Source organism: Pseudomonas sp. DW-iso17 (assembly GCF_058725345.1).
In genome coordinates this window covers 252749-274960 of the sequence record NZ_JBZXEA010000011.1, presented here as the reverse complement: position 1 = coordinate 274960, position 22212 = coordinate 252749, and the positions used below count along the sequence as shown (strand labels likewise).

19 protein-coding genes are annotated in these 22212 nt (G+C 61.8%); 8 read left to right on the top strand and 11 right to left on the bottom strand.

The annotated features are described in order from the left end of the window. The 4 genes from AC4PS6_RS09160 to AC4PS6_RS09145 all read left to right on the top strand — a co-directional run bounded on the left by AC4PS6_RS09160 (position 1) and on the right by AC4PS6_RS09145 (position 4558). A complete protein-coding gene (locus AC4PS6_RS09160) occupies positions 1-1713 on the top strand; it encodes a putative 2-aminoethylphosphonate ABC transporter permease subunit (RefSeq protein ID WP_020301841.1) in 1713 nt (570 codons plus the stop codon). A gap of 23 nt (positions 1714-1736) precedes the next feature. Then, on the top strand, positions 1737-2750 hold the full coding sequence (locus AC4PS6_RS09155) for a putative 2-aminoethylphosphonate ABC transporter substrate-binding protein (RefSeq protein WP_336826826.1): 1014 nt from the start codon (positions 1737-1739) through the stop codon (positions 2748-2750). 123 nt (positions 2751-2873) lie between these two features. Continuing rightward, entirely contained in the window at positions 2874-4004 is a 1131-nt protein-coding gene (locus tag AC4PS6_RS09150; protein WP_020301843.1) for a TIGR03364 family FAD-dependent oxidoreductase, read from the top strand. Next, complete coding sequence (locus AC4PS6_RS09145) at positions 4001-4558, top strand: phosphonate degradation HD-domain oxygenase (protein WP_020301844.1); 558 nt, start codon at positions 4001-4003, stop codon at positions 4556-4558. The genes AC4PS6_RS09150 and AC4PS6_RS09145 overlap by 4 nt, the downstream gene beginning before the upstream one ends. Here the strand turns inward: AC4PS6_RS09145 and AC4PS6_RS09140 are convergent. Further along, the gene (locus AC4PS6_RS09140) at positions 4555-5922 is read right to left on the bottom strand and encodes a DUF3482 domain-containing protein (protein ID WP_073451818.1); all 1368 of its coding nucleotides are present in this window, start codon (positions 5920-5922) and stop codon (positions 4555-4557) included. The genes AC4PS6_RS09145 and AC4PS6_RS09140 overlap by 4 nt on opposite strands. After that, the gene (locus AC4PS6_RS09135; RefSeq protein ID WP_336826825.1) at positions 5915-7294 is read right to left on the bottom strand and encodes a DUF2868 domain-containing protein; all 1380 of its coding nucleotides are present in this window, start codon (positions 7292-7294) and stop codon (positions 5915-5917) included. Before AC4PS6_RS09135 ends, AC4PS6_RS09140 begins: the two co-directional genes overlap by 8 nt. A 69-nt stretch (positions 7295-7363) precedes the next feature. Here AC4PS6_RS09135 and AC4PS6_RS09130 point away from each other — a divergent pair, with 69 nt between their 5' ends. Further along, the gene (locus tag AC4PS6_RS09130; protein WP_019817767.1) at positions 7364-7876 is read left to right on the top strand and encodes a dihydrofolate reductase; all 513 of its coding nucleotides are present in this window, start codon (positions 7364-7366) and stop codon (positions 7874-7876) included. A gap of 85 nt (positions 7877-7961) precedes the next feature. On the opposite strand, the gene AC4PS6_RS09125 is transcribed toward AC4PS6_RS09130, so the two are convergent. Beyond that, positions 7962-9353 carry an L-cystine transporter gene (locus AC4PS6_RS09125; protein ID WP_336826824.1) on the bottom strand — a complete coding sequence of 464 codons (1392 nt, stop codon included), beginning with the start codon at positions 9351-9353 and terminating at the stop codon, positions 7962-7964. Between the two features lie 242 nt (positions 9354-9595). Here AC4PS6_RS09125 and AC4PS6_RS09120 point away from each other — a divergent pair, with 242 nt between their 5' ends. Further along, on the top strand, positions 9596-10657 hold the full coding sequence (locus AC4PS6_RS09120) for an HAD family hydrolase (protein ID WP_336826823.1): 1062 nt from the start codon (positions 9596-9598) through the stop codon (positions 10655-10657). Positions 10658-10848: 191 nt separating this feature from the next. On the opposite strand, the gene ilvD is transcribed toward AC4PS6_RS09120, so the two are convergent. The 3 genes from ilvD to AC4PS6_RS09105 all read right to left on the bottom strand — a co-directional run bounded on the left by ilvD (position 10849) and on the right by AC4PS6_RS09105 (position 15431). Further along, on the bottom strand, positions 10849-12690 hold the full coding sequence (ilvD, locus tag AC4PS6_RS09115; RefSeq protein WP_320399949.1) for a dihydroxy-acid dehydratase: 1842 nt from the start codon (positions 12688-12690) through the stop codon (positions 10849-10851). A 228-nt stretch (positions 12691-12918) separates the two neighbouring features. After that, entirely contained in the window at positions 12919-14109 is a 1191-nt protein-coding gene (locus tag AC4PS6_RS09110) for an MFS transporter (RefSeq protein WP_198832949.1), read from the bottom strand. A gap of 125 nt (positions 14110-14234) precedes the next feature. Then, on the bottom strand, positions 14235-15431 hold the full coding sequence (locus tag AC4PS6_RS09105; protein ID WP_492180775.1) for a class I SAM-dependent rRNA methyltransferase: 1197 nt from the start codon (positions 15429-15431) through the stop codon (positions 14235-14237). A gap of 277 nt (positions 15432-15708) precedes the next feature. On the opposite strand from AC4PS6_RS09105, the gene AC4PS6_RS09100 reads away from it, so the two are divergent. Then, entirely contained in the window at positions 15709-16521 is an 813-nt protein-coding gene (locus AC4PS6_RS09100; RefSeq protein WP_177324614.1) for an HDOD domain-containing protein, read from the top strand. Between the two features lie 21 nt (positions 16522-16542). Then, positions 16543-17355 carry a bifunctional DNA-formamidopyrimidine glycosylase/DNA-(apurinic or apyrimidinic site) lyase gene (gene mutM / locus AC4PS6_RS09095; RefSeq protein WP_014720348.1) on the top strand — a complete coding sequence of 271 codons (813 nt, stop codon included), beginning with the start codon at positions 16543-16545 and terminating at the stop codon, positions 17353-17355. Positions 17356-17478: 123 nt separating this feature from the next. Here mutM and AC4PS6_RS09090 read toward each other — a convergent pair whose 3' ends face one another. From AC4PS6_RS09090 to AC4PS6_RS09070, 5 genes are all read right to left on the bottom strand, one after another. Then, positions 17479-17730 carry a YfhL family 4Fe-4S dicluster ferredoxin gene (locus AC4PS6_RS09090; protein ID WP_003195146.1) on the bottom strand — a complete coding sequence of 84 codons (252 nt, stop codon included), beginning with the start codon at positions 17728-17730 and terminating at the stop codon, positions 17479-17481. Between the two features lie 102 nt (positions 17731-17832). Further along, positions 17833-18312: a pantetheine-phosphate adenylyltransferase gene (gene coaD / locus AC4PS6_RS09085; RefSeq protein ID WP_003195136.1), complete on the bottom strand. Its 480-nt coding sequence runs from the start codon at positions 18310-18312 to the stop codon at positions 17833-17835. Positions 18313-18415: 103 nt separating this feature from the next. After that, positions 18416-20011 (bottom strand): GMC family oxidoreductase, encoded by a 1596-nt coding sequence (locus tag AC4PS6_RS09080; protein ID WP_198832950.1) that lies wholly within the window; start codon positions 20009-20011, stop codon positions 18416-18418. Between the two features lie 53 nt (positions 20012-20064). After that, positions 20065-20610 carry a hypothetical protein gene (locus tag AC4PS6_RS09075; RefSeq protein WP_014720346.1) on the bottom strand — a complete coding sequence of 182 codons (546 nt, stop codon included), beginning with the start codon at positions 20608-20610 and terminating at the stop codon, positions 20065-20067. A 29-nt stretch (positions 20611-20639) separates the two neighbouring features. Further along, positions 20640-22067, bottom strand: a complete 1428-nt coding sequence (locus AC4PS6_RS09070; protein WP_019817763.1) for a coniferyl aldehyde dehydrogenase — start codon at positions 22065-22067, stop codon at positions 20640-20642. Between the last annotated feature and the right edge of the window lie 145 nt (positions 22068-22212).

Genomic DNA, 22212 nt, shown 5'->3' with positions numbered 1-22212 from the left:
ATGGGGGCGGTGATGACATTGCCGGTACCGCGCCAGGTGTCCCGCGCCGAGTGGGGCGACCGCCTCTTCGTGGTCGGCGGCAAGTGGCTCTGGCTGGGCCTGTTAGTGGTGGCGGTGCTGTTGCCGCTGTTGGCGATCTTCTGGCGCGGCTTCAGCAGCGAAGCCGGGCAGGGCGGTGGTCTGGTAGCCGCTCGCGAACTGCTGAGCAGCGCCAACTTCCACTGGTTGCTGGGCAATAGCCTGAAAGTTTCCCTCAGCGTGGCGGCCATCGTCGTGCCGCTGGCCTACTTGTTTGCCTATGCCCTGCAACGCACGCTGATCCCCGGCAAGTCCATCTGGCGCGGCCTGTCATTGCTGCCATTGATGGCGCCGTCGATGCTGCCGGGCATTGCCCTGGTTTATCTGTTCGGCAACCAGGGCCTGCTGCGCGGCTTGTTCTCGGAGAATATCTATGGGTTCTGGGGCATTGTGCTCGGTGAGGTGATCTACACCTTTCCCCATGCCTTGATGATTTTGCTGTCGGCGTTGTCCCTGGCGGATGCGCGTTTGTTCGACGCCGCTTCGAGCATGGGCGCCAGCCCGGCCCGGGCGTTTCGCAGCATTACCTGGCCGGCCACGCGCCAGGCGGTGTTCGCCGCGTTTTGCCTGGTGTTCACCCTGACTATCACCGACTTCGGGGTACCGGTGGTGGTGGGCGGTGATTACCAGGTGCTGGCGCTGGAGGCCTACAAGGCGGTGGTGGGCCAGCAACAGTTCGGACGCGGCGCGTTGATCGGCATGGTGTTGCTGCTGCCGGCGCTGTTCAGCTTTGGCGTGGATGCCTGGTTGCGTCGTCGGCATGGCGACGCGATGAGCGGCCGCGCCCAGGTGTTCCAGCCGGCGCCATCGCGGCTGCGCGACGGGTGCTACCTGGCCGTCGTGCTGCTGATCTGCGCGGCGTTGCTGCTGGTGTTCGGCATGGCGGTGTATTCCTCGCTAGTGAAATTCTGGCCGTACAACCTGTCGCTGTCGCTCAAGCACTACCAGTTTGAAGACACCGCCGGAGGCGGCTGGCTGGCCTATCGCAACAGCCTGACCATGGCGCTGTGCACCGCGTTGATCGGCAGCGTGCTGATTTTCACCGGCGCCTACCTGATGGAAAAGACCAAGGGCCAGAAGAATCTCAACCTGGCGCTGCGCATGCTCAGCTTCGTGCCGATGGCCGTGCCGGGCCTGGTTCTGGGGCTGGGCTACGTGTTCTTCTTCAACCTCAACGGCAACCCGCTGCATGTGTTGTACGGCAGCATGGCGTTGCTGGTGGTGTGCACCATTGCGCACTACCTGACCACCGCGCAGATGACCGCGACCACCGCCTTGCGCCAGTTGGACGCCGAGTTCGAAGCTGCCGCGTTGTCCCTCAAGGCACCGTTGTACCGCCATTATCTGCGCGTCACGGTGCCGATCTGTCTGCCGGCGCTGCTGGACATCCTGCGCTACCTGTTTGTCTCGGCGATGACCACCGTGTCCGCCGCGATTTTCCTCTACAGCCCCGACACCATCCTCGCCGCCGTCGCCGTGCTGAACATGGACGACGCCGGCAATGTGGGCGGTGCGGCGGCCATGTCGACCCTGATCTTGTTCACTTCGGCCAGCGTCTCGCTGCTGCTGGCGTGGGCCTCACGTGGCGCGCTGCGCCGCTCCCAAGCCTGGCGCCAGCGCGCACCTGGCCAATAAAACATCCCTGAAGGAGGTGCTCCATGTTCAAGCCCCTGGCGCTGGTCGCTGCAGTCCTCACGGCATTCAGTCTGAATGCCTTCGCCAAGACCGAGTTGACCGTGTACACGGCCCTTGAAGCCGAACAATTGAAGACCTACAAAAAAGCTTTCGAACAGGCCAACCCCGACGTCGAGATCAAGTGGGTGCGCGACTCCACCGGCATCATCACCGCCAAACTGCTGGCCGAGAAAGACCGCCCCCAGGCTGACGTAGTGTGGGGCCTGGCCGCCTCCAGCCTGGCGATCCTTGATCAGCAAGGCATGCTCGACAACTACGCGCCCAAGGACCTGGACAAGATCGGCAAGCATTACCGCGACGCCGCCAACCCTCCGGCCTGGGTGGGCATGGACGTGTGGGCCGCCACCCTCTGCTTCAACACCGTCGAAGCCGAGAAGCAGGGCCTCACCAAACCGGTGAGCTGGCAGGACCTCACCAAGCCCGAATACAAGGGCAAGATCGTGATGCCTAACCCGGCGTCTTCAGGCACCGGCTTCCTGGATGTCAGCGCCTGGCTCCAGACCTTCGGCGAGAAGCAAGGCTGGCAGTACATGGACGGCTTGCACCAGAACATCGGCCAGTACGTTCACTCCGGCTCCAAGCCGTGCAAGTTGGCGGCGTCCGGTGAGTTTCCGATTGGTATTTCCTTCGAATACCCGGCGGTTCAGCTCAAGCGCCAGGGCGCGCCGCTGGACATCATCCTGCCCAAGGAAGGCCTGGGCTGGGACATCGAAGCCACCGCCGTGATCAAAGGCACGGCCCATGCCGAGGCGGCGAAAAAACTCGCTGACTTCTCCGCCAGCACCGCGGCGATGGATCTGTACAAGGACAACTTCGCCGTGCTCGCCCAACCGGGAATCGCCAAGCCACAGACCGAATTGCCGGCCGACTATGAGCAACGGTTGATCAAGAACGACTTTGTCTGGGCTTCCAAGAACCGTGACAGCATCTTGGCCGAATGGCGTAAGCGTTATGACGGCAAGTCGGAAAAACAGTAACCGATCGTTCCCACGCTCCGCGTGGTAACGCCGCTCTGGACGCTCCGCGTCCGCTTTTAAAGGTCGTGACGCGGAGCGTCACCGGATGAATTCCCACGCGGAGCGCGGGAACCAGAGGACAGTATGAGTAGTGATCTGTTAGTCGTCGGCGCCGGCATCCTCGGTCTCTCCCACGCCTATGCCGCCGCCAGGCGCGGCCTCAAGGTCAAGGTGTTCGAGCGAAGCGCCACGCCATTGGGCGCCTCAGTGCGCAACTTCGGCCAGGCGCTGGTCACCGGTCAACCACCAGGGCCAATGCTCGACCTGGCGCGGGAAAGCCGCGAAATATGGGGCCAGTGGGCGCAAGCGGCGGGCCTGGCGCTCAAACGCAATGGCTCGTACCTGTTCGCCCGCACCGAAGCCGAAGAGCATCTGCTCGAAGCCTTCTGCGCCGGGCGCGCGCGGGAGCACGGCTACAACGTCGAGCTGCTGCAGGGCGCTGCCATGAACGACCTGTACGCCGGCCAGTTCCGCCATCACCGCGCCGCACTGCATGGCAAGGACGACCAGCAACTGTATTCCCGCGAGGCCATCCCGGCGCTGATCCATTACCTGAGCCAGGCGCTTAACGTGGAGTTTCACTTCTCTACCTTGGTGCGCGAGGTTGAACCGGGCCAGTTGCACAGCACGGCAGGCCGCTTTCGCGGCGAGCAGATCATTGTTTGCTCCGGCCATGACTATCAAACCCTGCTGGCCGACGCCATCGCCGCGCTCAACCCGCAAACCTGTCGCCTGCAAATGCTGCGCGCCCGGGCAGTGCTCAACCTGAACCTGCAACATGCCTTGCTCACCGGCTTGAGCTGCGTGCACTACGGCGCCTTTGCCGACCTGCCGGAAGCGGCCGCCGTGCAGGCGCAGATCTTGCGCGAAACGCCGTACCTGCACGAGCACGGCATTCACCTGTTGATCAGCCCTACGCCCCATGGCGAGTTGATCATCGGTGACTCCCACCATTACGACAGCGATCCGTCGCCCTTCAACGCCGAGCAGGTGGATGACTGGCTGATCGAACTGGCGCAACAGACCCTGGGTTGCAAGGTCCAAGTGGTGGAGCGCTGGCAGGGCGTCTACGGTTCGCGCGGGCCTGGGCCGTTTTCGTTTGTGCAGGCGGCACCTGGCGTCAGCGCTGCCTTGATGCACACCGGCGTAGGGATGAGCGTGGGGCCGGCGATGGCCGAGCGTAATATCAGCACACTGTGGGGCGCGACGCGATGAGCCCGGAACAGGCGATTGCCCAGGTGTTTGGCTTGTACGAGCAACATGGCACGGCTGACTACATCGGCGAGCCGGTGTCGCAAATCGAGCACATGTCCCAGGCCGCGCAATTGGCCATGGCCGAAGGTTTTGACGACGAGGTGGTGCTGGCGGCGTTTTTCCACGACATCGGCCATCTCTGCGGCCAGGGCGGCGCGAACATGGGCGGTTATGGCGTGGTCAGCCACGAGCGGCTGGGCGCCGATTACCTGCGCCGGGCAGGCTTCAGCGAACGCCTGGCCAGGCTGGTGGAATACCACGTCCAGGCCAAGCGTTACCTGACCTTCAGCCAACCGGACTATTTCGCCCGCTTGAGCGAAGCCAGCCGTCGCACTCTGGGTTACCAAGGCGGCGTCATGAGCGCAGAAGAGGCCCGGACCTTTGAGCAAGACCCGTTGTATGCCGTGAGCTTGCGTATGCGCCACTGGGACGAGCAGGCCAAGCAAATGCAGGCGCCGGTGCTGGACCTTGAGGTGCTTAAGGCCAAGGCCCGGCAGGTGCTGATGACTGCTTAGGTCTCGTCGAGGCGCATGGCAAGGGCTTCGACCTGTTCTTGACGCTCGGCCTGGCTTAGTTTGGCGTGGGGATTGAGGGACGACCATTGCGGATAGGCGCGGGCCTTGTTCAAGGCGTCGGGCAGTTTGCCCTCGCGCCAGGTTTTGTCCTGGGGCGTGTCGACCTTGATGCTGTGCATTGCCGCATGGCCGCGCAGGTTCAGGGCCTTGAGCAACTGGCGCTGGCGCAGGGCGAGCAGGCGCAGCACGCTGTCATCGACGGTGAGTTCGCGTTGGCCCTTGATCTTGCCCATCAGGCGGCTGCCGTAGCTGCGCGCGGTTTGCAGCGCACCGCCGGCAATCGCGCCCGCCAGGGCAGCAGCGCCCAGCGTCAGGCCGCCGACCAGGAGGTCCACGCCCGCACCGGCGGCTGCGCCGGCGGCGATCCCGCCACCCACCCGCACGCCCAGTTGCTTGAGGGTTTCGGGGTTGAACAGGTCGTCGCCCCAGCGCCCATCCAGTAGCGGCAGGTCGCTGGCCGCCGCGTCCTGTGGGCGAAAGCCATACAGCTTGAGCAGGGCATCAACACACTTTTGTTCCCGTTGGCGCACCGCTTTGCGCAAATCGCCGATGGCTTGCTGTTCATCTTCGGTGACGACATTGCGACGGCAGGCCGCGCAGTCGATCAACAGTTCGGCGATCAAGCGGGCGGCGCTTTGCTGGCGGGCCTGGCGCTGGGCTTCTTGATCGAGGATCAGGCGTTCCAACTGCGGCCGTGAGTTTTCCAGCAGCAGGGCCAGGCTTTCATACAGCCGGCGTTCGCCGTCTTCGGGCGGTGCCACGCTGTCGAAACGCACCAGCGCATGCAGGCCGAGGCGGGCCAGGGCTTCGCGCCAGTCCGGTTCACGGTGGTCGCTGCTGCTGACAAAGTTGAGCACCGGCAACAACGGCTTGCCGCAACTGGCCAGCACTTGCAGTTCGTCGCGGTACTTGGCCAGCACCGGCTCGCGAGCGTCGATCACGTACAGGCCGGCATCGGAGGCCAGCAACTGGCGCAACACCTTGGCTTCCTGTTCGAAACGCTGGCGCGCCTCGCTGCCTTCCAGGAAACGCGCCAGCCGTGCAGGGCCATCCAGGCGTTCGCCGGGGCGGTCGAGGCGCTCCAGGTAATCGAGCAGGGCGATGGCGTCTTCCAGACCGGGGGTGTCGTACAGCTCCAGCAAGGCTTCGCCATCTACCGATAGGCGCGCACCTTCCACATGTCGCGTGGTACTGGGGCGGTGGGACACTTCGCCAAAGCCGACATCGCGGGTGAGGGTGCGCAACAGTGAGGTTTTGCCCACGTTGGTATGGCCGACCACGGCGAGTTTCAGCGGTTTAGTCATGACCGGTCTCCAGCCAGCTCAGCGGCGCACAATCGGCAAACGACACTTCAAGCTGTTGCAACGCGGCATGCCAGTCGCCCAGGCGCTCGGCGTCCAGCGCCTGGCCCGGTGGTGCCTGCAGCAGCCATACGCGGGTGTCGGTAGCGCTGCGTGCCAGCTCGGCGATCAGCGCCAGGCTGCCACGGTCGGGCGAGCGGCGCGGGTCACAGGCGATGGCCAGGCGCGCGGGTGGGAAACGGCTGAGTTGCTCCAGCAGTTTGTTGCGTGATTCGCGGCTGTCGAGGATGCCGGCGTTCTTGACGTTGGCAGGCAGTTTGGGGGGCCAAGGGTGTTGGTCGTCGAGTTCGATGGCGACCAGCAAGGCGCCATCACTCTGCAGCTCACTTGCGCCGCCGCTGATCAGGTGCAGGTGTTCGGGCGCCACATCGTTGACCCCCAGGCGCTCGCTGCTGGGCATCAGGCGTTCGCGCAGTTGGGCGTAGCCGGGCAGGTTGAGGTCCAGGCGCAACGCTGCGCGCCCGCGTTTCCATCGCCACAGGCACAGCAAGGCAAGGATCAACCGCGGCAGCAGGCCGTAGACCAGCAACACGCCCACCAGCCAGGCCGCCCAGGCCTGGCGGGCGCTTTCGATATTCAGCGCGGAGTCGCCGCTGGCGCGGATCATCTCCACGGTGGGCACATTGAAACCGAGCAGCGCCGGGAGTGTGCCAAGGGCCTGGGTCACGGCGACAAAGGTATCGGCGCCGAGAATGGTGGTTTCCCACACAAACCCGTAGCGGCGGGTGGCGAGCAGGGTCAGGAGGATCACCAGGGCGCTGAGCAAGGCCAGCAACCACAAGCTGTTGACCAGCACACCCACCGCCCAGCGATTGAGTTTTTGCCGTTGCAGCAACAGCAACAATGCTGGGGCCAGTTGCGCGGCCTTGGCGTCACGCGCCAGTTTCTCGCTGAGCCACAACCACAGCCGGCCAAGGCTGGCGCTGTGTTCGCCGGCAAACAGCAGGCCCAGGGCCCAACTGATCAGCAAGATCAGGTTCAGGCCGAGCAGGCTGCCCAAGGCCCAAAACACATTCACCGGGGCCAGGCCATTGCCCAGCGCGGCGAACGCCAAACCGGCGCCACTGATGACGGCGACCACCGCCAGTAACACCAGGGCCAGGCGTGCGCCTTGCAGCCAGCGGCTGAGCGCGGCGGCCAGACCATCGCGCTCGGCCAGGTGCAGCGCACGCTGCTGGATGCGTGAGGGCAGGTCGCCCCCGGCGGTGCGGGCCAGGCGGTTGGCTTCCAGGTCTTCCAGGGGGCCGGCGTGTTCTTCGCGCAGGCGCACGGTTTCTGTCAGCCAAAGTCTGTGCAGCGGGTTCAGTGCAGTCACGCGCCGTCCTGTCGTGTTGATGAGGTTGGAGCATAACCGCTGGCTCGCCGCTCTGGTATTCTCGTCGCCATGAAAAAAACTCTCCCTTTAAGCCTGATCGCAGCCCTCGGTGAAAACCGTGTGATCGGCGTCGACAACAGCATGCCCTGGCATTTGCCGGGGGATTTCAAATATTTCAAAGCCACCACCCTTGGCAAGCCGATCATCATGGGGCGCAAGACCTGGGACTCCCTGGGCCGACCGCTGCCGGGGCGCTTGAACCTGGTGGTCAGCCGTCAGACCGATCTTGTGTTGGAAGGTGCGCAAGTGTTTCCGTCACTGGACGCAGCGGTAGAGCGGGCTGAGGAGTGGGCCAAGGCGCAAGGCGTGGACGAGCTGATGCTGATCGGCGGCGCGCAGTTGTATGCACAGGGGCTGGAACAGGCCGATCGCTTGTACCTGACCCGCGTGGCGCTGAGCCCGGAAGGGGATGCGTGGTTTCCAGAGTTTGATATGAACCAGTGGAAGCTGGTGTCGAATGTCGAGAATCCGGCTGAAGGTGATAAGCCGGCCTACAACTTCGAAGTGTGGGAAAAAGCCTAAAAGCATCGCAGGCAAGCCAGCGCCCACAGTTTGATGTGTGAATACATTCAAATGTGGGAGCTGGCTTGCCTGCTATAGCGGTCTATCAGACCTGCGCTAACTCGGCATGCTCATCGGCATCCAGCAAGGCCTTATCCGTCTGCCCCATGATCTGGCTGGTAATCGCCCCCGCCGTCATCGAACCATTGACGTTCAACGCCGTGCGGCCCATGTCGATCAGCGGTTCCACGGAAATCAACAGCGCCACCAGTGACACCGGCAAGCCCATGGCGGGCAGCACGATCAGCGCGGCAAAGGTCGCACCGCCGCCTACGCCGGCAACGCCCGCCGAACTCAAGGTCACAATCGTCACCAGGGTTGCGATCCACAGCGGGTCCAGCGGGTTGATGCCCACGGTCGGCGCGACCATCACCGCCAACATGGCAGGGTAAAGACCGGCGCAACCGTTCTGGCCGATGGTCGCGCCAAACGAGGCGGCGAAACCGGCGATGGATTGCGGAATGCCCAGGCGACGGGTCTGCGCTTCAATGCTCAGCGGGATGCTTGCAGCGCTGGAGCGGCTGGTAAAGGCAAAGGTCAGTACCGGCCACACCTTGCGGAAGAAGCGTAGCGGGTTGATCCCGGCCAGGGACAGCAGCAGGCCATGCACCACGAACATCAGGCCCAGGGCCAGGTACGACACCACCACGAAACTGCCCAGCTTGATGATGTCTTGCAGGTTGGAACCAGCGACCACTTTGGTCATCAGCGCCAGCACGCCGTAGGGGGTCAGCTTCATCACCAGGCGCACCAGGCGCATCACCCAGGCTTGCAGGGTGTCGATGGCGTTAAGGACTTTCTGGCCTTTTTCCACGTCGTCCTTGAGCAGTTGCAGCGCGGCAACTCCAAGGAACGCGGCGAAAATCACCACGCTGATGATCGACGTCGGCTTGGCCCGGGCCAGGTCGGCGAACGGGTTGGCCGGCACGAACGACAGCAGCAACTGCGGGATATTCAGGTCGGCAACCTTGCCAGCGTAATCACTCTGGATCACTTGCAGGCGCGCCATTTCCTGGGTGCCGGCCACCAGGCCTTCGGCGGTGAGGCCGAACAGGTTGGTCAGGCCGATGCCGATCAGCGCCGCGATGGCCGTGGTGAACAGCAGCGTGCCGATGGTCAGGAAGCTGATCTTGCCCAGGGACGAGGCGTTGTGCAGGCGCGCCACGGCACTGAGGATCGAGGCGAACACCAGCGGGATCACGATCATTTGCAGCAGCTGCACATAGCCGTTGCCGACCAGGTCAAACCAGCCGATGGAGGCTTTGAGCACCGGGTTGCCGTCGCCATAGATCGTGTGCAACGCCGCGCCGAACAGCACGCCCAGCACCAGGGCGAACAGCACCTTCTTGGCCAGGCTCCAGTTAGTACGGCGAGTTTGTGCCAGGCCCAGCAACAGGGCCACGAACACCAATAAATTGAGAATCAGGGGCAGATTCATTGAAGCTCCGTTGAGAAGCCAGCCAATCGCGTGAGCCTGCGATTGCGAACCGGGAAGCCTAACAGCTTGAAATATATTGATTTAATACCAATATGGAATGGCGACTGTCGTTTTTGGAATAAGCGTTTGACGCCCAGGCGTATGCCCTTGGCGCAATCGCGACGTCAGCGGTCGCGCTCGGGCGATAACTGTCATACGGATTTGTTAGCGTCGATGTCTTTCACTTGAGGGAGACAACGCCTATGAAGCTCGCGCCGAAACTACTGTTATCCGCCGCCTTTTGCCTCGGGCTCGCCAGCCAGGCGTTTGCCGCCACCGAGTTGAAACACTGGCCGGCACCTGCCGCCAAACAACTCAACGAAATGATCGCCGCCAATGCCAACAAGGGTAACTACGCGGTGTTCGACATGGACAACACCAGCTACCGCTATGACCTTGAAGAGTCGCTGCTGCCGTTCATGGAAAACAAGGGCCTGATCACCCGCGAAACCATGGACCCTTCGCTCAAGCTTATCCCCTTCAAAGACACCGCCGACCATAAGGAAAGTCTGTTCAGCTACTACTATCGCCTGTGCGAAGTCGACGACATGGTCTGCTACCCGTGGGTTGCGCAGATTTTTTCCGGCTTTACCCTCAAGGAACTCAAAGTGCAGGTCGACGAGCTGATGGCCTCCGGCAAGCCCGTGCCGGTCAGCTATTTCGAAGGCGACGTGGTGAAAAAATCCGAGATACAGCCGCCGAAAGTCTTCACCGGCCAGGCCGAGCTGTACAACAAACTGATGGAAAACGGCATCGAGGTCTATGTGATGACCGCCGCGTCCGAGGAGCTGGTGCGCATGGTCGCGGCTGATCCGAAGTACGGCTACAACGTCAAACCCGAGAACGTCATCGGCGTGACCACGATGCTCAAGGACCGCAAGACCGGCGAGCTGACCACCGCACGCAAACAGATCACTGCCGGCAAGTATGACGAGAATAGCAACCTCGGCCTGGAACTGACTCCCTACCTGTGGACCCCGGCGACCTGGATGGCCGGTAAGCACGCGGCGATCCTCACCTACATCGACGAATGGAAAAAACCAGTGATTGTCGGCGGTGACACACCGACCAGCGATGGCTACATGCTGTTCCACGATGTGGACGTGGCCAAGGGCGGCATCCACCTGTGGATCAACCGCAAAGACAAGTACATGACCCAACTCAACGGCATGATCGCCAAGCACGCGGCGGCGCAAGCCAAGGAAGGGCTGCCGGTGACGGCGGACAAGAACTGGGTGATCGTGAAACCGGAGGAGATTCAGTAAAGAGCCTTAAGTCGAAGTGCAGTCACTGTGGGAGCTGGCTTGCCTGCGATGCAGACACCTCGGTACTTCATGTACTCCGAGGTGATGCAATCGCAGGCAAGCCAGCTCCCGCATTTGATCTCCAATGTCTTGGGGTTTTTCTGCAGACAAAAAAAGCCCCGCACCTGGCGGGGCTTTTTTATGCGCGGGGCTTACAGGCCGTCGAGCATGGCTTTGTTGCGCACCGCACCCTTGTCGGCGCTGGTGGCCAACAACGCGTAGGCCTTCAACGCGGTGGTGACTTTGCGCGGGCGCTTCTCCACCGGCTTCCAGCCTTTCTTGTCCTGCTCAACCCGGCGTGCTGCCAGTTCTTCATCGCTGATCAACAGGTTGATCGAGCGGTTCGGAATGTCGATCAGCACCTTGTCGCCATCCTGCACCAGGCCAATCGCGCCGCCGGCAGCGGCTTCCGGGGAAGCGTGGCCGATGGACAGGCCCGACGTGCCGCCGGAGAAACGGCCGTCGGTCAGCAGGGCGCAGGCTTTGCCCAGGCCTTTGGATTTCAGATAGGACGTGGGGTAAAGCATCTCCTGCATACCCGGGCCGCCTTTAGGGCCTTCGTAGCGGATGATCACGATATCGCCTTCCTTGACTTCGTCCGCGAGGATGCCGCGTACCGAGCTGTCCTGGCTTTCGTAGATCTTGGCGCGGCCTTCGAAAACGTGGATGGATTCATCCACACCTGCCGTTTTCACCACACAGCCGTCGAGGGCGATGTTGCCGTACAGCACGGCCAGGCCGCCTTCTTGCGAGTAGGCGTGCTCGACACTGCGGATGCAGCCGTTTTCACGGTCGTCGTCCAGGGTGTCCCAGCGGGTCGACTGGCTGAACGCGGTCTGGGTGGGGATACCGGCCGGGCCGGCCTTGAAGAAGGTGTGCACGGTTTCGTCGTCAGTCTGGGTGATGTCCCATTTGGCGATGCCTTCGGCGATGGACTTGCTGTGCACGGTTGGCAGGTCTGTGTGCAGCAGGCCGCCACGGGCCAGGGAGCCGAGGATTGAGAAGATCCCGCCGGCGCGGTGCACGTCTTCCATGTGGTACTTCTGGATGTTCGGCGCGACCTTGCACAGCTGTGGCACGTGACGGGACAGGCGGTCGATGTCGCGCAGGTCGAAGTCGATCTCGGCTTCCTGGGCGGCAGCCAGCAAATGCAGAATGGTGTTGGTGGAACCGCCCATGGCGATGTCCAGGGTCATGGCGTTTTCGAACGCCTTGAAGTTGGCGATATTGCGCGGCAACACCGACTCATCGTTCTCGCCGTAGTAACGCTTGCACAGCTCGACGATGGTGCGGCCGGCCTGCAGGAACAACTGCTCGCGGTCGCTGTGAGTGGCCAGTGTGGAACCGTTGCCCGGCAAGGCGAGGCCCAGGGCTTCCACCAGGCAGTTCATCGAGTTGGCGGTGAACATGCCGGAGCACGAACCGCAGGTCGGGCAGGCGCTGCGCTCGTATTCGGCGACCTTCTCGTCAGAAGCGCTGGAATCGGCGGCGATCACCATGGCGTCGACGAGGTCGAGGCCGTGGGAGGCGAGTTTGGTCTTGCCGGCTTCCATCGGCCCGCCGGAGACGAAGATCACCGGGATGTTCAGGCGCAAGGCAGCCATCAACATGCCGGGGGTGATCTTGTCGCAGTTGGAGATGCACACAATGGCGTCGGCGCAGTGGGCGTTGACCATGTACTCCACGGAGTCAGCGATGATCTCGCGGCTCGGCAGGGAATACAGCATGCCGTCATGGCCCATGGCGATGCCGTCGTCCACGGCGATGGTGTTGAATTCTTTAGCCACGCCACCGGCGCGTTCGATCTCGCGGGCGACCAGTTGGCCCAGGTCCTTGAGATGGACATGGCCCGGCACGAACTGGGTGAACGAGTTGGCAATCGCGATGATCGGCTTCTTGAAGTCGTCATCTTTCATCCCCGTGGCACGCCACAGCGCGCGCGCGCCGGCCATGTTGCGGCCGTGGGTGGATGTTTTCGAGCGGTAATCAGGCATTGGAGCACTCCGGGCGGCTAATCAAGTACTAAAGGGGAGTGAGCTTCTAATTGACGACTGGAACACTCAGAAAATGGCCGTGTGTCCGGAAGTTGCCACTCGCGTCGCGGGATCGCCGCGTGCTTGGGCCTCGAGCTCATAAACCCGCCGGGGATGACTGGCGATGAATAGGGCCGATTCTACACCGCTGGCGGCTGGAGGGAATGGGCGCAACCTTGAAGTTAGCCGCTACAGGACGTGCGGGTGCCGCCGTGCCCATGAGTTCAACGCAAGGGCGGCAAGGCTCAGGATCAGAAAACACAAGCCAAGCGCAGTACTCAACTGGTGGGTAAAGGTGCTGATAAACGCACTGATACAGCCGCCAGCAATGAACAGCACTGCCGCAACGGCGGAAGCTGCGGCTCCCGCATTGTCTGGAAACAGGCTCATGGCCTTGGAGTTGGAAATGGGCCGGGTGATGGTGGTGCCCGCCGTGCAGAGCAGCATGGGCACCAACACTGTCGGGGTTGATAAGCCGAACAGGTAGGCCAACAGCAGCATGACCACGCCAGAGATAGCGATCAGAACCAACCCGACTGCCATCTGGGTAGCCGCCGCCAGCCGTTTGTGCAGGACGCCGGCACAGAGGCCTCCCACTACGTAGGCGGCGCCGTAGAGAAGCAAGGTCAATGAGTACTCATGGGGTGACAGCTTTAACTGGTCCATGAAAATGAGCGGTGACACAACGATGAATGAGAAATGACAGGCGAAGGTGATCGCGGAGATCGTGGCGTAGCTGGCGAAATGTCTGTTGGCGAAAACCTTGGCGTAGGCCCTGAAAATACCCCGCTCGCTTGGCGCGGTTGGAGGGAAGCCGCCATGCAGTAATCGGTGAGCCATAATCCACGTTGCAGCACAGAGGGCGATAAACGCGTAGAAGCTGGCTTTCCATCCCCAGTGCAATTGCAGCCATGCGCCCAGCACTGGGGAAATCGAGATGAAAATGCCTCCGGCCGTGGCCATTGCTATGCGCAACCGCTCCTGTTCCCTGCCGAAAAAAAGGTCCTGCACCAGCGCTTGGGACAGTATGAAACCACCGCAGCCTATGGCCTGAATGACTCGAAAGAACAGGAATTGGGGCGTGTTTCTGGCGGCCAGACACCCGACTGCACCCAGGATGGCTACTACCATACTGGCCAGGAGTAGCTTCTTGCGACCGATTCTGTCGGACAGCGGGCCGATCAGCAGCATTGAGCAGGAAAATCCAATGGCGAACAGGCTGACGGATCGAGCGATATGGGTGGTCGAGGTATGGAAGTGTTCAGCCAGGGCGGGAAAGGAGGGCAGTACGACGTCAAGGGGGAAGACGCCCAGCAAAGTCATGGTCATCAGCCAGAAAACCAAGAGCGGTTTTTCAGCCTGTGTAATTGCCTTCGACATGCGCGAGCCTCGGTTCCATGAGAGGGGCGAGGATCGAGTCTGCGCTACGGAAAGTCAAAGCCTGGGGCAGTACGACATTTCCTAAAAGCCTGTAGGAACCCGCAAGTCCCTACAGGGGAACAGCATCAGCTATTGGGTAGCAACCGGCAGGTAGTGCTCTTGATGTAGCGCGTCTCGACAATCGCCGGGTGCACCGGGTGGTCCGGGCCTTGGCCGCCGCGTTCGAGCATCTGGATGTTGCGGTCCAGATGGCGGGCGCTGGTGAGCAGGATGTTTTGCAGGTCGTCTTCCGGCAGGTGCATGGAGCACGAGGCGCTGACGAGGATGCCGTCTTTGCTGAGCAGGCGCATGGCTTGCTCGTTGAGGCGGCGGTAGGCGCCTTCGCCGTTTTTCATGTCTTTTTTGCGCTTGATGAAGGCCGGTGGGTCGGCGACGATCACGTCGAAGCGCTCTTCGCTGGCTTTCAGTTCTTTCAACGCCTCAAAGACGTCGCCTTCGATGCAGGTCATCTTCTCGGCAAAGCCGTTCAGCGCGGCGTTGCGCTCTACGCCGTCGAGGGCGAAGGCCGAAGCGTCGACGCAGAACACTTCACTGGCGCCAAAGGCTGCAGCTTGCACGCCCCAGCCGCCGATGTAGCTGTACAGGTCCAGTACACGCTTGCCCTTGGCATACGGGGCCAGGCGGGCGCGGTTCATGCGGTGGTCGTAGAACCAGCCGGTTTTCTGGCCCTGGATCACCGGGGCTTCGAACTTGACGCCGTTCTCTTCCAGCGCCACCCACTCCGGCACCAGGCCGAATACGGTTTCGACGTAGCGGTTGAGGCCTTCGGCGTCGCGCGCGGCGGAGTCGTTCTTGAACAGGATGCCGCTGGGCTTGAGCACTTGGGTCAGCGCGGCGATCACATCTTCTTTATGCGCTTCCATGGTCGCCGAGGCGATCTGTACCACCAGGATGTCGCCGAAACGGTCGACCACCAGGCCCGGCAGCAGGTCGGAATCACCGTAGACCAGGCGGTAGAACGGCTTGTCGAACAGGCGGTCACGCAGGGACAGCGCGACGTTGAGGCGGTGCACCAGCAGCGACTTGTCCAGCGGCAACTTGATGTCGCGCGACAGCAGGCGGGCGCAGATCAGGTTGTTCGGGCTCATGGCCACGATGCCCAGGGTCTTGCCGCCGGCCGCTTCCAGGATAGCCTGGTCGCCTGTCTGGAAGCCGTGGAGTGGGGTGGCGGCCACGTCGATTTCGTTGCTGTAGACCCACAGGTGGCCGTTGCGCAAACGACGATCGGCGTTGGCTTTGAGACGCAGGCTTGGCAGGGACATGACGTCGCTCCGGAAAAAAGAGCGGGAGTATACCCTTTGCGCACTCTTTCATGTGGGAGCTGGCTTGCCTGCGATGCGGGCGGCGCGGTGTATCAGACGTACGGTGGTGATGCTATCGCAGGCAAGCCAGCTCCCACATTCGATCGGGTTTCACTTGGGTTTTTGGGTGTCGGCCACATCGGCATAAGGGGTAGAATTCGCGCCTAGCCCAGAGTGTGTACTTATGTCCCAAGAGCTTTCCCCCGAGCAGATCCAACAGGCCCTGCAAGGCATCAGCGTGCCGCCTCAACCGCAAATCATGGTGGATTTGCAGATGGAGCAGTACATGCCCGATCCGGACCTGGAAGTGATTGCGCGGCTGATCTCCCAGGACCCGGGCTTGTCCGGTGCACTGCTCAAGATCGTCAATTCGCCGTATTACGGCCTGAGCAACAAAATCGCTTCGATCCAGCGTGCGGTGAACCTGCTGGGCAGCCGTTCGATCATCAATTTGATCAACGCGCAGTCGATCAAGGGTGAGATGTGCGACGACACCATCGTCACCCTCAACCGCTTCTGGGACACCGCCCAGGATGTGGCCATGACCTGCCTCACCCTGGCCAAGCGCACCGGTTCCCAGGCCGTGGACGAAGCCTATGCCTTGGGCCTGTTCCATGATTGTGGCGTGCCGCTGATGCTCAAGCGCTTCCCCAATTACATGGCGGTGCTGGAAGATGCATACGCCAATGCCGCCCCGGATTGCCGCGTGGTCGACACCGAAAACAAAGCGTTCCACACCAACCATGCGGTAGTCGGCTACTACACCGCCAAGTCCTGGCGCCTGCCGGAGCATGTCACCGACGCCATCGCCAATCACCATAACGCCCTGGCGATTTTCAGCGATGAGACGTCGCGCAACCCACAGCTCAAGAACCTGCTGGCCATTTTGAAGATGGCCGAGCATATCTGTTCGTCCTATCGCGTACTGGGCAATCAGCCAGTGGATCATGAGTGGAACGCCATCGGCCATCTGGTGCTGGATTACGTGGGCCTGTCGGACTACGACTTCGAGAGCCTGAAGTTGTCGATCCGCGAACTGGGCGCGCACTGACCCGTCATTCAAGAGGTACATATGCCCGAGTTACCAGAAGTCGAAACCACCCGACGCGGCATTGCCCCGCATCTGGAAGGCCAGCGCGTCAGCCGCGTGGTGGTGCGTGAGCGGCGCCTGCGCTGGCCGATTCCGGAAGACCTGGATGTGCGCCTGTCAGGGCAGCGCATCGTGCTGGTGGAGCGCCGGGCCAAATACCTGTTGATCAATGCCGAAGTGGGCACCTTGATCAGCCACCTGGGCATGTCGGGCAACTTGCGCCTGGTGGAAGTCGGCATGCCCGCGGCCAAGCATGAGCACGTGGATATCGAGCTGGAATCGGGCATGGCCCTGCGCTACACCGACCCGCGGCGCTTCGGTGCGATGCTCTGGAGCCACGACCCGCACAACCATGAGCTGCTGATGCGGCTGGGGCCGGAGCCGTTGACCGACCTGTTTGATGGCGAGCGCTTGTTCCAGCTGTCTCGCGGTAAGTCCATGGCGGTGAAGCCGTTCATCATGGACAACGCGGTGGTGGTGGGCGTGGGCAATATCTATGCGACCGAGGCGCTGTTTGCAGCTGGGATTGACCCACGCCGCGCCGCCGGGGGTATTTCACGCGGGCGTTATCTGAAGCTGGCGATTGAAATCAAGCGGGTGCTGGCTGCTGCCATCGAGCGGGGCGGCACCACGTTGCGGGACTTTATCGGCGGCGATGGGCAGCCGGGGTATTTCCAGCAGGAACTGTTCGTGTATGGCCGGGGCGGCGAGGCATGCAAGGTCTGCGGCACTGAGCTGCGCAATGTGGTGCTGGGGCAGCGGGCGAGTGTGTTTTGCCCCAGGTGTCAGAGCTGATTGCTGGGTGAAGGCTGATATTGCTATCGCAGGCAAGCCAGCTCCGACATTTGAATGTATTCATATATCCAAGTGTGGGAGCTGGCTTGCCTGCGATGAGGCCCTTAGGGGCAATGAAGAGGTTTAGGCCTTACCGGTAATCTTGCGGTACTTCTCCATCAACTGCTCTTCCGTCTCAGGGTGTGCCTCGTCCAGCGGAATGCAATCCACCGGGCATACCTGCTGGCACTGCGGTTCGTCGTAGTGACCGACGCACTGGGTGCACAGGTTAGGGTCGATCACGTAGATCTCTTCGCCCTGGGAAATGGCGGCGTTCGGGCACTCGGGTTCGCAGACGTCGCAGTTGATGCAATCGTCGGTGATGATCAGGGACATGGAAACTCCTGCCAGGGCACTCTGCCAAGGCATCTGAAAACTAATGCGCGCAATTGTGCCGCATTGGCGCCCGCAGTGCGAGCAGGCACCGACCGAGCAGCCTTACTTCTTGAAGCGCAGCGTCAGCGCATCGGCCACGGCTGGATGCACGAATTTGGTGATATCTCCGCCCAAAGCGGCGATTTCACGAACCAACGTCGAGGAAATGAACGAATAACGCTCCGACGGCGTCAGGAACAGGCTTTCCACGTCCGGCGCCAATTGGCGGTTCATGTTGGCCAGCTGGAATTCGTATTCGAAGTCCGACACCGCACGCAGGCCACGCAGGAACACATTGGCGTTCTGCTCCTTGGCGAAATGCGCCAGCAATGTCGAAAAGCCCACTACTTCCACATTCGGCAGGTGCTTGGTGACCTCTTGCGCCAGCTCCACACGTTGTTCCAGGGGAAACAGCGGGTTTTTCTTGGGGCTGGCCGCGACCGCGATGATCACATGGTCGAACAGGCGAGAGGCGCGTTCGACCAGATCGCCATGGCCTTTGGTAATCGGGTCGAAGGTACCTGGGTACAACACTCGGTTCATCGCGTCGTCCTGGCGGAGTCCGTTGGGGAACCGGATGGTATCGCAGCATTACCGGTGGGCCAAGTCGACTTATGTAGATAGATACCGTGAATACCCTGTCTTTTCATGCCGTTTTCAGACGTTCGGCCAATGCGCTCGCCAGTTGCGCGGTCAGTCCGTACACCGACAATTGCGGGTTGGCGCCAATGCTGGTGGGGAACAGCGAGCCATCGTGGATCGACAGGTTGCGCAACTGATGATGGCGACCCAGGCTGTCGGCAACGGCATTTTTTGGGTCTTCACCCATGGCGCAACCGCCCATCACGTGGGCGCTGCCCAGGGTGGTGCGATGCAGTTCCAGGTTCAGACCGTCGATCACGCTGCGGGCTTCGGCCAAGTTGTTCACAAAGCGCGCGTCGTGATGCAGGGGCTTGACCGATTTGGCCCCCGCCGCGAACTGAATCTCGGCCATGCTGTGGAAGGCCCGGCGCAGGCCGTCCCAGGCGTAGGGCGAGACCTGATAGTCGAGCACTGGGGTGCCGTCACCGCGTAACTCCACCGTGCCGCCTGGGCTGTCGGGGTGAAAGCCGTCGCGCAGCAGGGCGAGCATGGCGTGAGTGTGGGGTAATTGGTTCATGTCCAGGGCGTTCTGGTTGCCATAGCCACCAAACAGGGTGCTCGCCAGGCCTGGATGCAGGGGCGGTGCTTCCAGTTTGTAGGACATTTTGCCGGTAGTGCCGTCCTGCCATTGGAAGTGGTCGGAGTAGATGGATTGCGGCGCACCGTAGAAGGGGTTGATCACCTCGTCGAACAGCCCGGCGGAGAAGTTGACCAGGTGCAGGAAGGTGCGCTTGCCCAGCCGCGAGTGTGGGTCGGGCGCGTCGGAGCGCATCATCAGGGCCGGGCTGTTGATGCCGCCGCCCGCCAGCACATAGTGCTTGGCTTTCACGCTGATCTTGCGCCCGGTGGGCGCTACGCAGCGTTCGTCCATGGCCACGCATTCGAGGCTGCTGATGGTGTCGCCGCTGTATTTCAGCCGTTCGGCGCGGGCCAGGTAAAGCAGTTCGCCACCTTTTTCCAGAGTGGACGGGATGGTGGTCACCAGCATTGACTGCTTGGCGTTGACCGGGCAGCCCATGCCGCAATACCCCAGGTTGAAGCAACCGCGCACATTGCGCGGGATCACATGCCAGCTGTAGCCGAGCTTTTCGCAGCCTTTGCGGATCACATCGTTGTTGGCATTCGGCGGCAGCGCCCACGGCGCGATGCCCAGGCGCTGCTCCATTTTTTCGAACCAGGGCGCCATTTCGGCGCTGCTGTGGCCTTTGACCGCATATTCGCTGGCCCAATGCGCGAGGGTAGCGTCAGGGGTGCGAAAGCTGGAGGTCCAGTTGATCAAGGTGGTACCGCCCACGGCCCGGCCCTGCAGGATGGTGATAGCGCCGTCCTTACTCATCCGCCCGATGCCTTCCTGGTAAAGGCTGGCGTAGGCTTCGTCTTCCAGCAGTTTGAAATCACTACTGGTCTTGAGCGGGCCTTCTTCGATCAGCAACACTTTGTAGCCGGCGGCGCTGAGGATTTCAGCCGTGGTACCGCCCCCGGCGCCGCTGCCGATGATGGCGACATCCGCTTCCAGGGTCAGGTCGTTATCCAGGGCGGCGCCATTGTGGGTTTTCCAGCCACGGGCCAGGCCGTCGCGGAACAGATCGGGTACGGGCATAGGTGTGCTCTCTTATTCTTGTAGGAAGATGCAATCTTGGGGGATGGCCCAGGCTAGATCTTGGGCGGGCCGGGGTAGCCGCAATGGGCCCAGGACTCGGGCCGGAAGTACCAGGCCATGATCACTAGCTTGAGCAGCGAGCCCTGGCCCATGCGCAAAAGGTTCAGGTAGCTGTTTTCCCAGCGGTGCAGGAAATTGCGGATCTGTTCGCTGCTGGCATTTTCCCAACTGCCCCAGATACCGGTCAGCGGGCCACGGGTGATGCCCATGCCCAGTACGTCGAATAATTGCTGGGTGAGCTTGAACATCTCGGGGGACAAGTGCTGCAGGCTGTAATCGAGCTTTTTCAGGGTGCCCTCAATACCGGCAAGCACTTGTTCAGCACTGGCCGCGCCTTCTAGCAGCACCGGGATTACCGCCCGCAAGAACGGCAAGTCGCTGGCGCGCAACATCGCAAAGCCGCTGGCCGGCGTACTGCTGGAGCAACCGCTGAGGCTGGCGCCCAACCCGGCGGTGGCGAGGAAGGCGCTGGCACACAGGCCGATTTTCAAGACGCCGCGCCGTGACAGCGCGGGTGAATCAGTCAGGCTGGGGTTCATTGTTTTTATAGTCCCGAAGGTGGCGGTTATCAGCGGATAAACAGCTTCTGGATCAGCTTCTGGATCGACTTGCCATAAGGCGGGTAGATCAACTTCGCTGCGTTCAGGCGCTGTTTGACCAGCACACCCTTGGCCTTGCTGAACGTCAGGAAACCTTCGTGACCGTGGTAATGGCCCATGCCTGACGGGCCGATGCCACCGAACGGCATATCGTCCTGAGCGACGTGCAGCAAGGTGTCGTTCAGGCACACGCCACCGGAGTGGGTTTCGTGGAGCACCCGCGCTTGTTCGCCTTTGTTGTAGCCGAAGTAATACAAGGCCAGTGGTCGAGGTCGCTGGTTGATGTAGGCAAAGGCTTGGTCAAGGCCGCGATACGGCACGATGGGCAGGAGCGGGCCGAAGATTTCGTCCTGCATCACGGTCATGTCGTCGCTGACATTCAACAGCAGGCTGTGGACCATTCGCCGCGCCTGGCCCTGCTCGTACAGCGGGATCAAGGTGGCGCCTTTGTCGGTGGCGTCCTTGGCGTAGGCATTGAGCCGGGCCAGTTGGCGTTCGTTGATGATGGCGGTGTAGTCCGGGTTGTCGACCAGCGTCGGATAAAACCCGCGCACGGCTTTGGAATAGGCCTCGACAAAGCCTTCCACGCGATCTTCCGGTACTAGCACATAATCTGGCGCCACGCAGGTTTGCCCGGCGTTCAAGGTTTTGCCGAAGGCGATGCGTTCGGCGGCGTCCTTGAGTGGCACATCGGCCGAGACAATGGCTGGCGATTTGCCGCCTAGCTCCAGAGTCACCGGCGTGAGGTTTTCGGCCGCCGCACGCATCACGTGCTTGCCTATGCTGGTAGCGCCGGTGAACAGCAGGTGATCGAAGCGCAACTTGGAAAACGCCATGCCCACGTCAGCTTCGCCCAGCACGACGCACACCAGGTCCTCGGGGAAGATCTTGGCCAGCAACGCCTTGAGCAGCTCACCGGTGGCCGGCGTGGACTCGCTGAGCTTGAGCATCACTCGGTTACCGGCCGCCAATGCCCCCACCAACGGGCCGATGGCCAGGTATAGCGGGTAGTTCCACGGCACGATGACGCCGACGACGCCCAATGGCTGGTAAATGACTTTGGCTGAGGCGGGCTGGAAGGCAATGCCTACAGCGCGGCGGGAAGGTTTCATCCAGCCCTTGAGGTGTTTGCTCGCGTAGTGAATGCCATGCAGGCTAGGCATCAATTCGGCAAACAGGGTTTCGTCGGCGCTGCGATGGCTGAAGTCCTGGCTGATCGCATAGATCAGCGCCTGGCGTTCGTCGCTCAGCAGATCCCGCAAAGCCTTGAGCCATTGCTGGCGCTGCCCGGCCGGCGGCATCGGGTTGGCGACGAAGGCGCGGCGTTGGGCGTTGAACAGGTTCTGGAGCTGATCCAGCGCCTGGGAATCTTGCAGGTAGGCAACGTTGGCAGACATGGCGCGGCACCGATTGTTATTGGTCTGCCTGGATTTTTAGAGTCATTGCTCTAAATTGTCAAATAACATTGCAGTAACATCCAGATTTATCCTGGCCGGGTTAGGCCGTAAGATGCCCCATCCCGTGTATAGAAGCTGATCCCCT

Bases quoted from the DNA above. Each gene is read 5' to 3' on its own strand.
- AC4PS6_RS09160 (WP_020301841.1), top strand. From the start codon at position 1: ATGGGGGCGGTGATGACATTGCCGGTACCGCGCCAGGTGTCCCGCGCC.
- AC4PS6_RS09155 (WP_336826826.1), top strand. From the start codon at position 1,737: ATGTTCAAGCCCCTGGCGCTGGTCGCTGCAGTCCTCACGGCATTCAGT.
- AC4PS6_RS09150 (WP_020301843.1), top strand. From the start codon at position 2,874: ATGAGTAGTGATCTGTTAGTCGTCGGCGCCGGCATCCTCGGTCTCTCC.
- AC4PS6_RS09145 (WP_020301844.1), top strand. From the start codon at position 4,001: ATGAGCCCGGAACAGGCGATTGCCCAGGTGTTTGGCTTGTACGAGCAA.
- AC4PS6_RS09140 (WP_073451818.1), bottom strand. From the start codon at position 5,922: ATGACTAAACCGCTGAAACTCGCCGTGGTCGGCCATACCAACGTGGGC.
- AC4PS6_RS09130 (WP_019817767.1), top strand. From the start codon at position 7,364: ATGAAAAAAACTCTCCCTTTAAGCCTGATCGCAGCCCTCGGTGAAAAC.
- AC4PS6_RS09125 (WP_336826824.1), bottom strand. From the start codon at position 9,353: ATGAATCTGCCCCTGATTCTCAATTTATTGGTGTTCGTGGCCCTGTTG.
- AC4PS6_RS09120 (WP_336826823.1), top strand. From the start codon at position 9,596: ATGAAGCTCGCGCCGAAACTACTGTTATCCGCCGCCTTTTGCCTCGGG.
- ilvD (WP_320399949.1), bottom strand. From the start codon at position 12,690: ATGCCTGATTACCGCTCGAAAACATCCACCCACGGCCGCAACATGGCC.
- AC4PS6_RS09110 (WP_198832949.1), bottom strand. From the start codon at position 14,109: ATGTCGAAGGCAATTACACAGGCTGAAAAACCGCTCTTGGTTTTCTGG.
- AC4PS6_RS09105 (WP_492180775.1), bottom strand. From the start codon at position 15,431: ATGTCCCTGCCAAGCCTGCGTCTCAAAGCCAACGCCGATCGTCGTTTG.
- mutM (WP_014720348.1), top strand. From the start codon at position 16,543: ATGCCCGAGTTACCAGAAGTCGAAACCACCCGACGCGGCATTGCCCCG.
- AC4PS6_RS09090 (WP_003195146.1), bottom strand. From the start codon at position 17,730: ATGTCCCTGATCATCACCGACGATTGCATCAACTGCGACGTCTGCGAA.
- coaD (WP_003195136.1), bottom strand. From the start codon at position 18,312: ATGAACCGAGTGTTGTACCCAGGTACCTTCGACCCGATTACCAAAGGC.
- AC4PS6_RS09080 (WP_198832950.1), bottom strand. From the start codon at position 20,011: ATGCCCGTACCCGATCTGTTCCGCGACGGCCTGGCCCGTGGCTGGAAA.
- AC4PS6_RS09075 (WP_014720346.1), bottom strand. From the start codon at position 20,610: ATGAACCCCAGCCTGACTGATTCACCCGCGCTGTCACGGCGCGGCGTC.
- AC4PS6_RS09070 (WP_019817763.1), bottom strand. From the start codon at position 22,067: ATGTCTGCCAACGTTGCCTACCTGCAAGATTCCCAGGCGCTGGATCAG.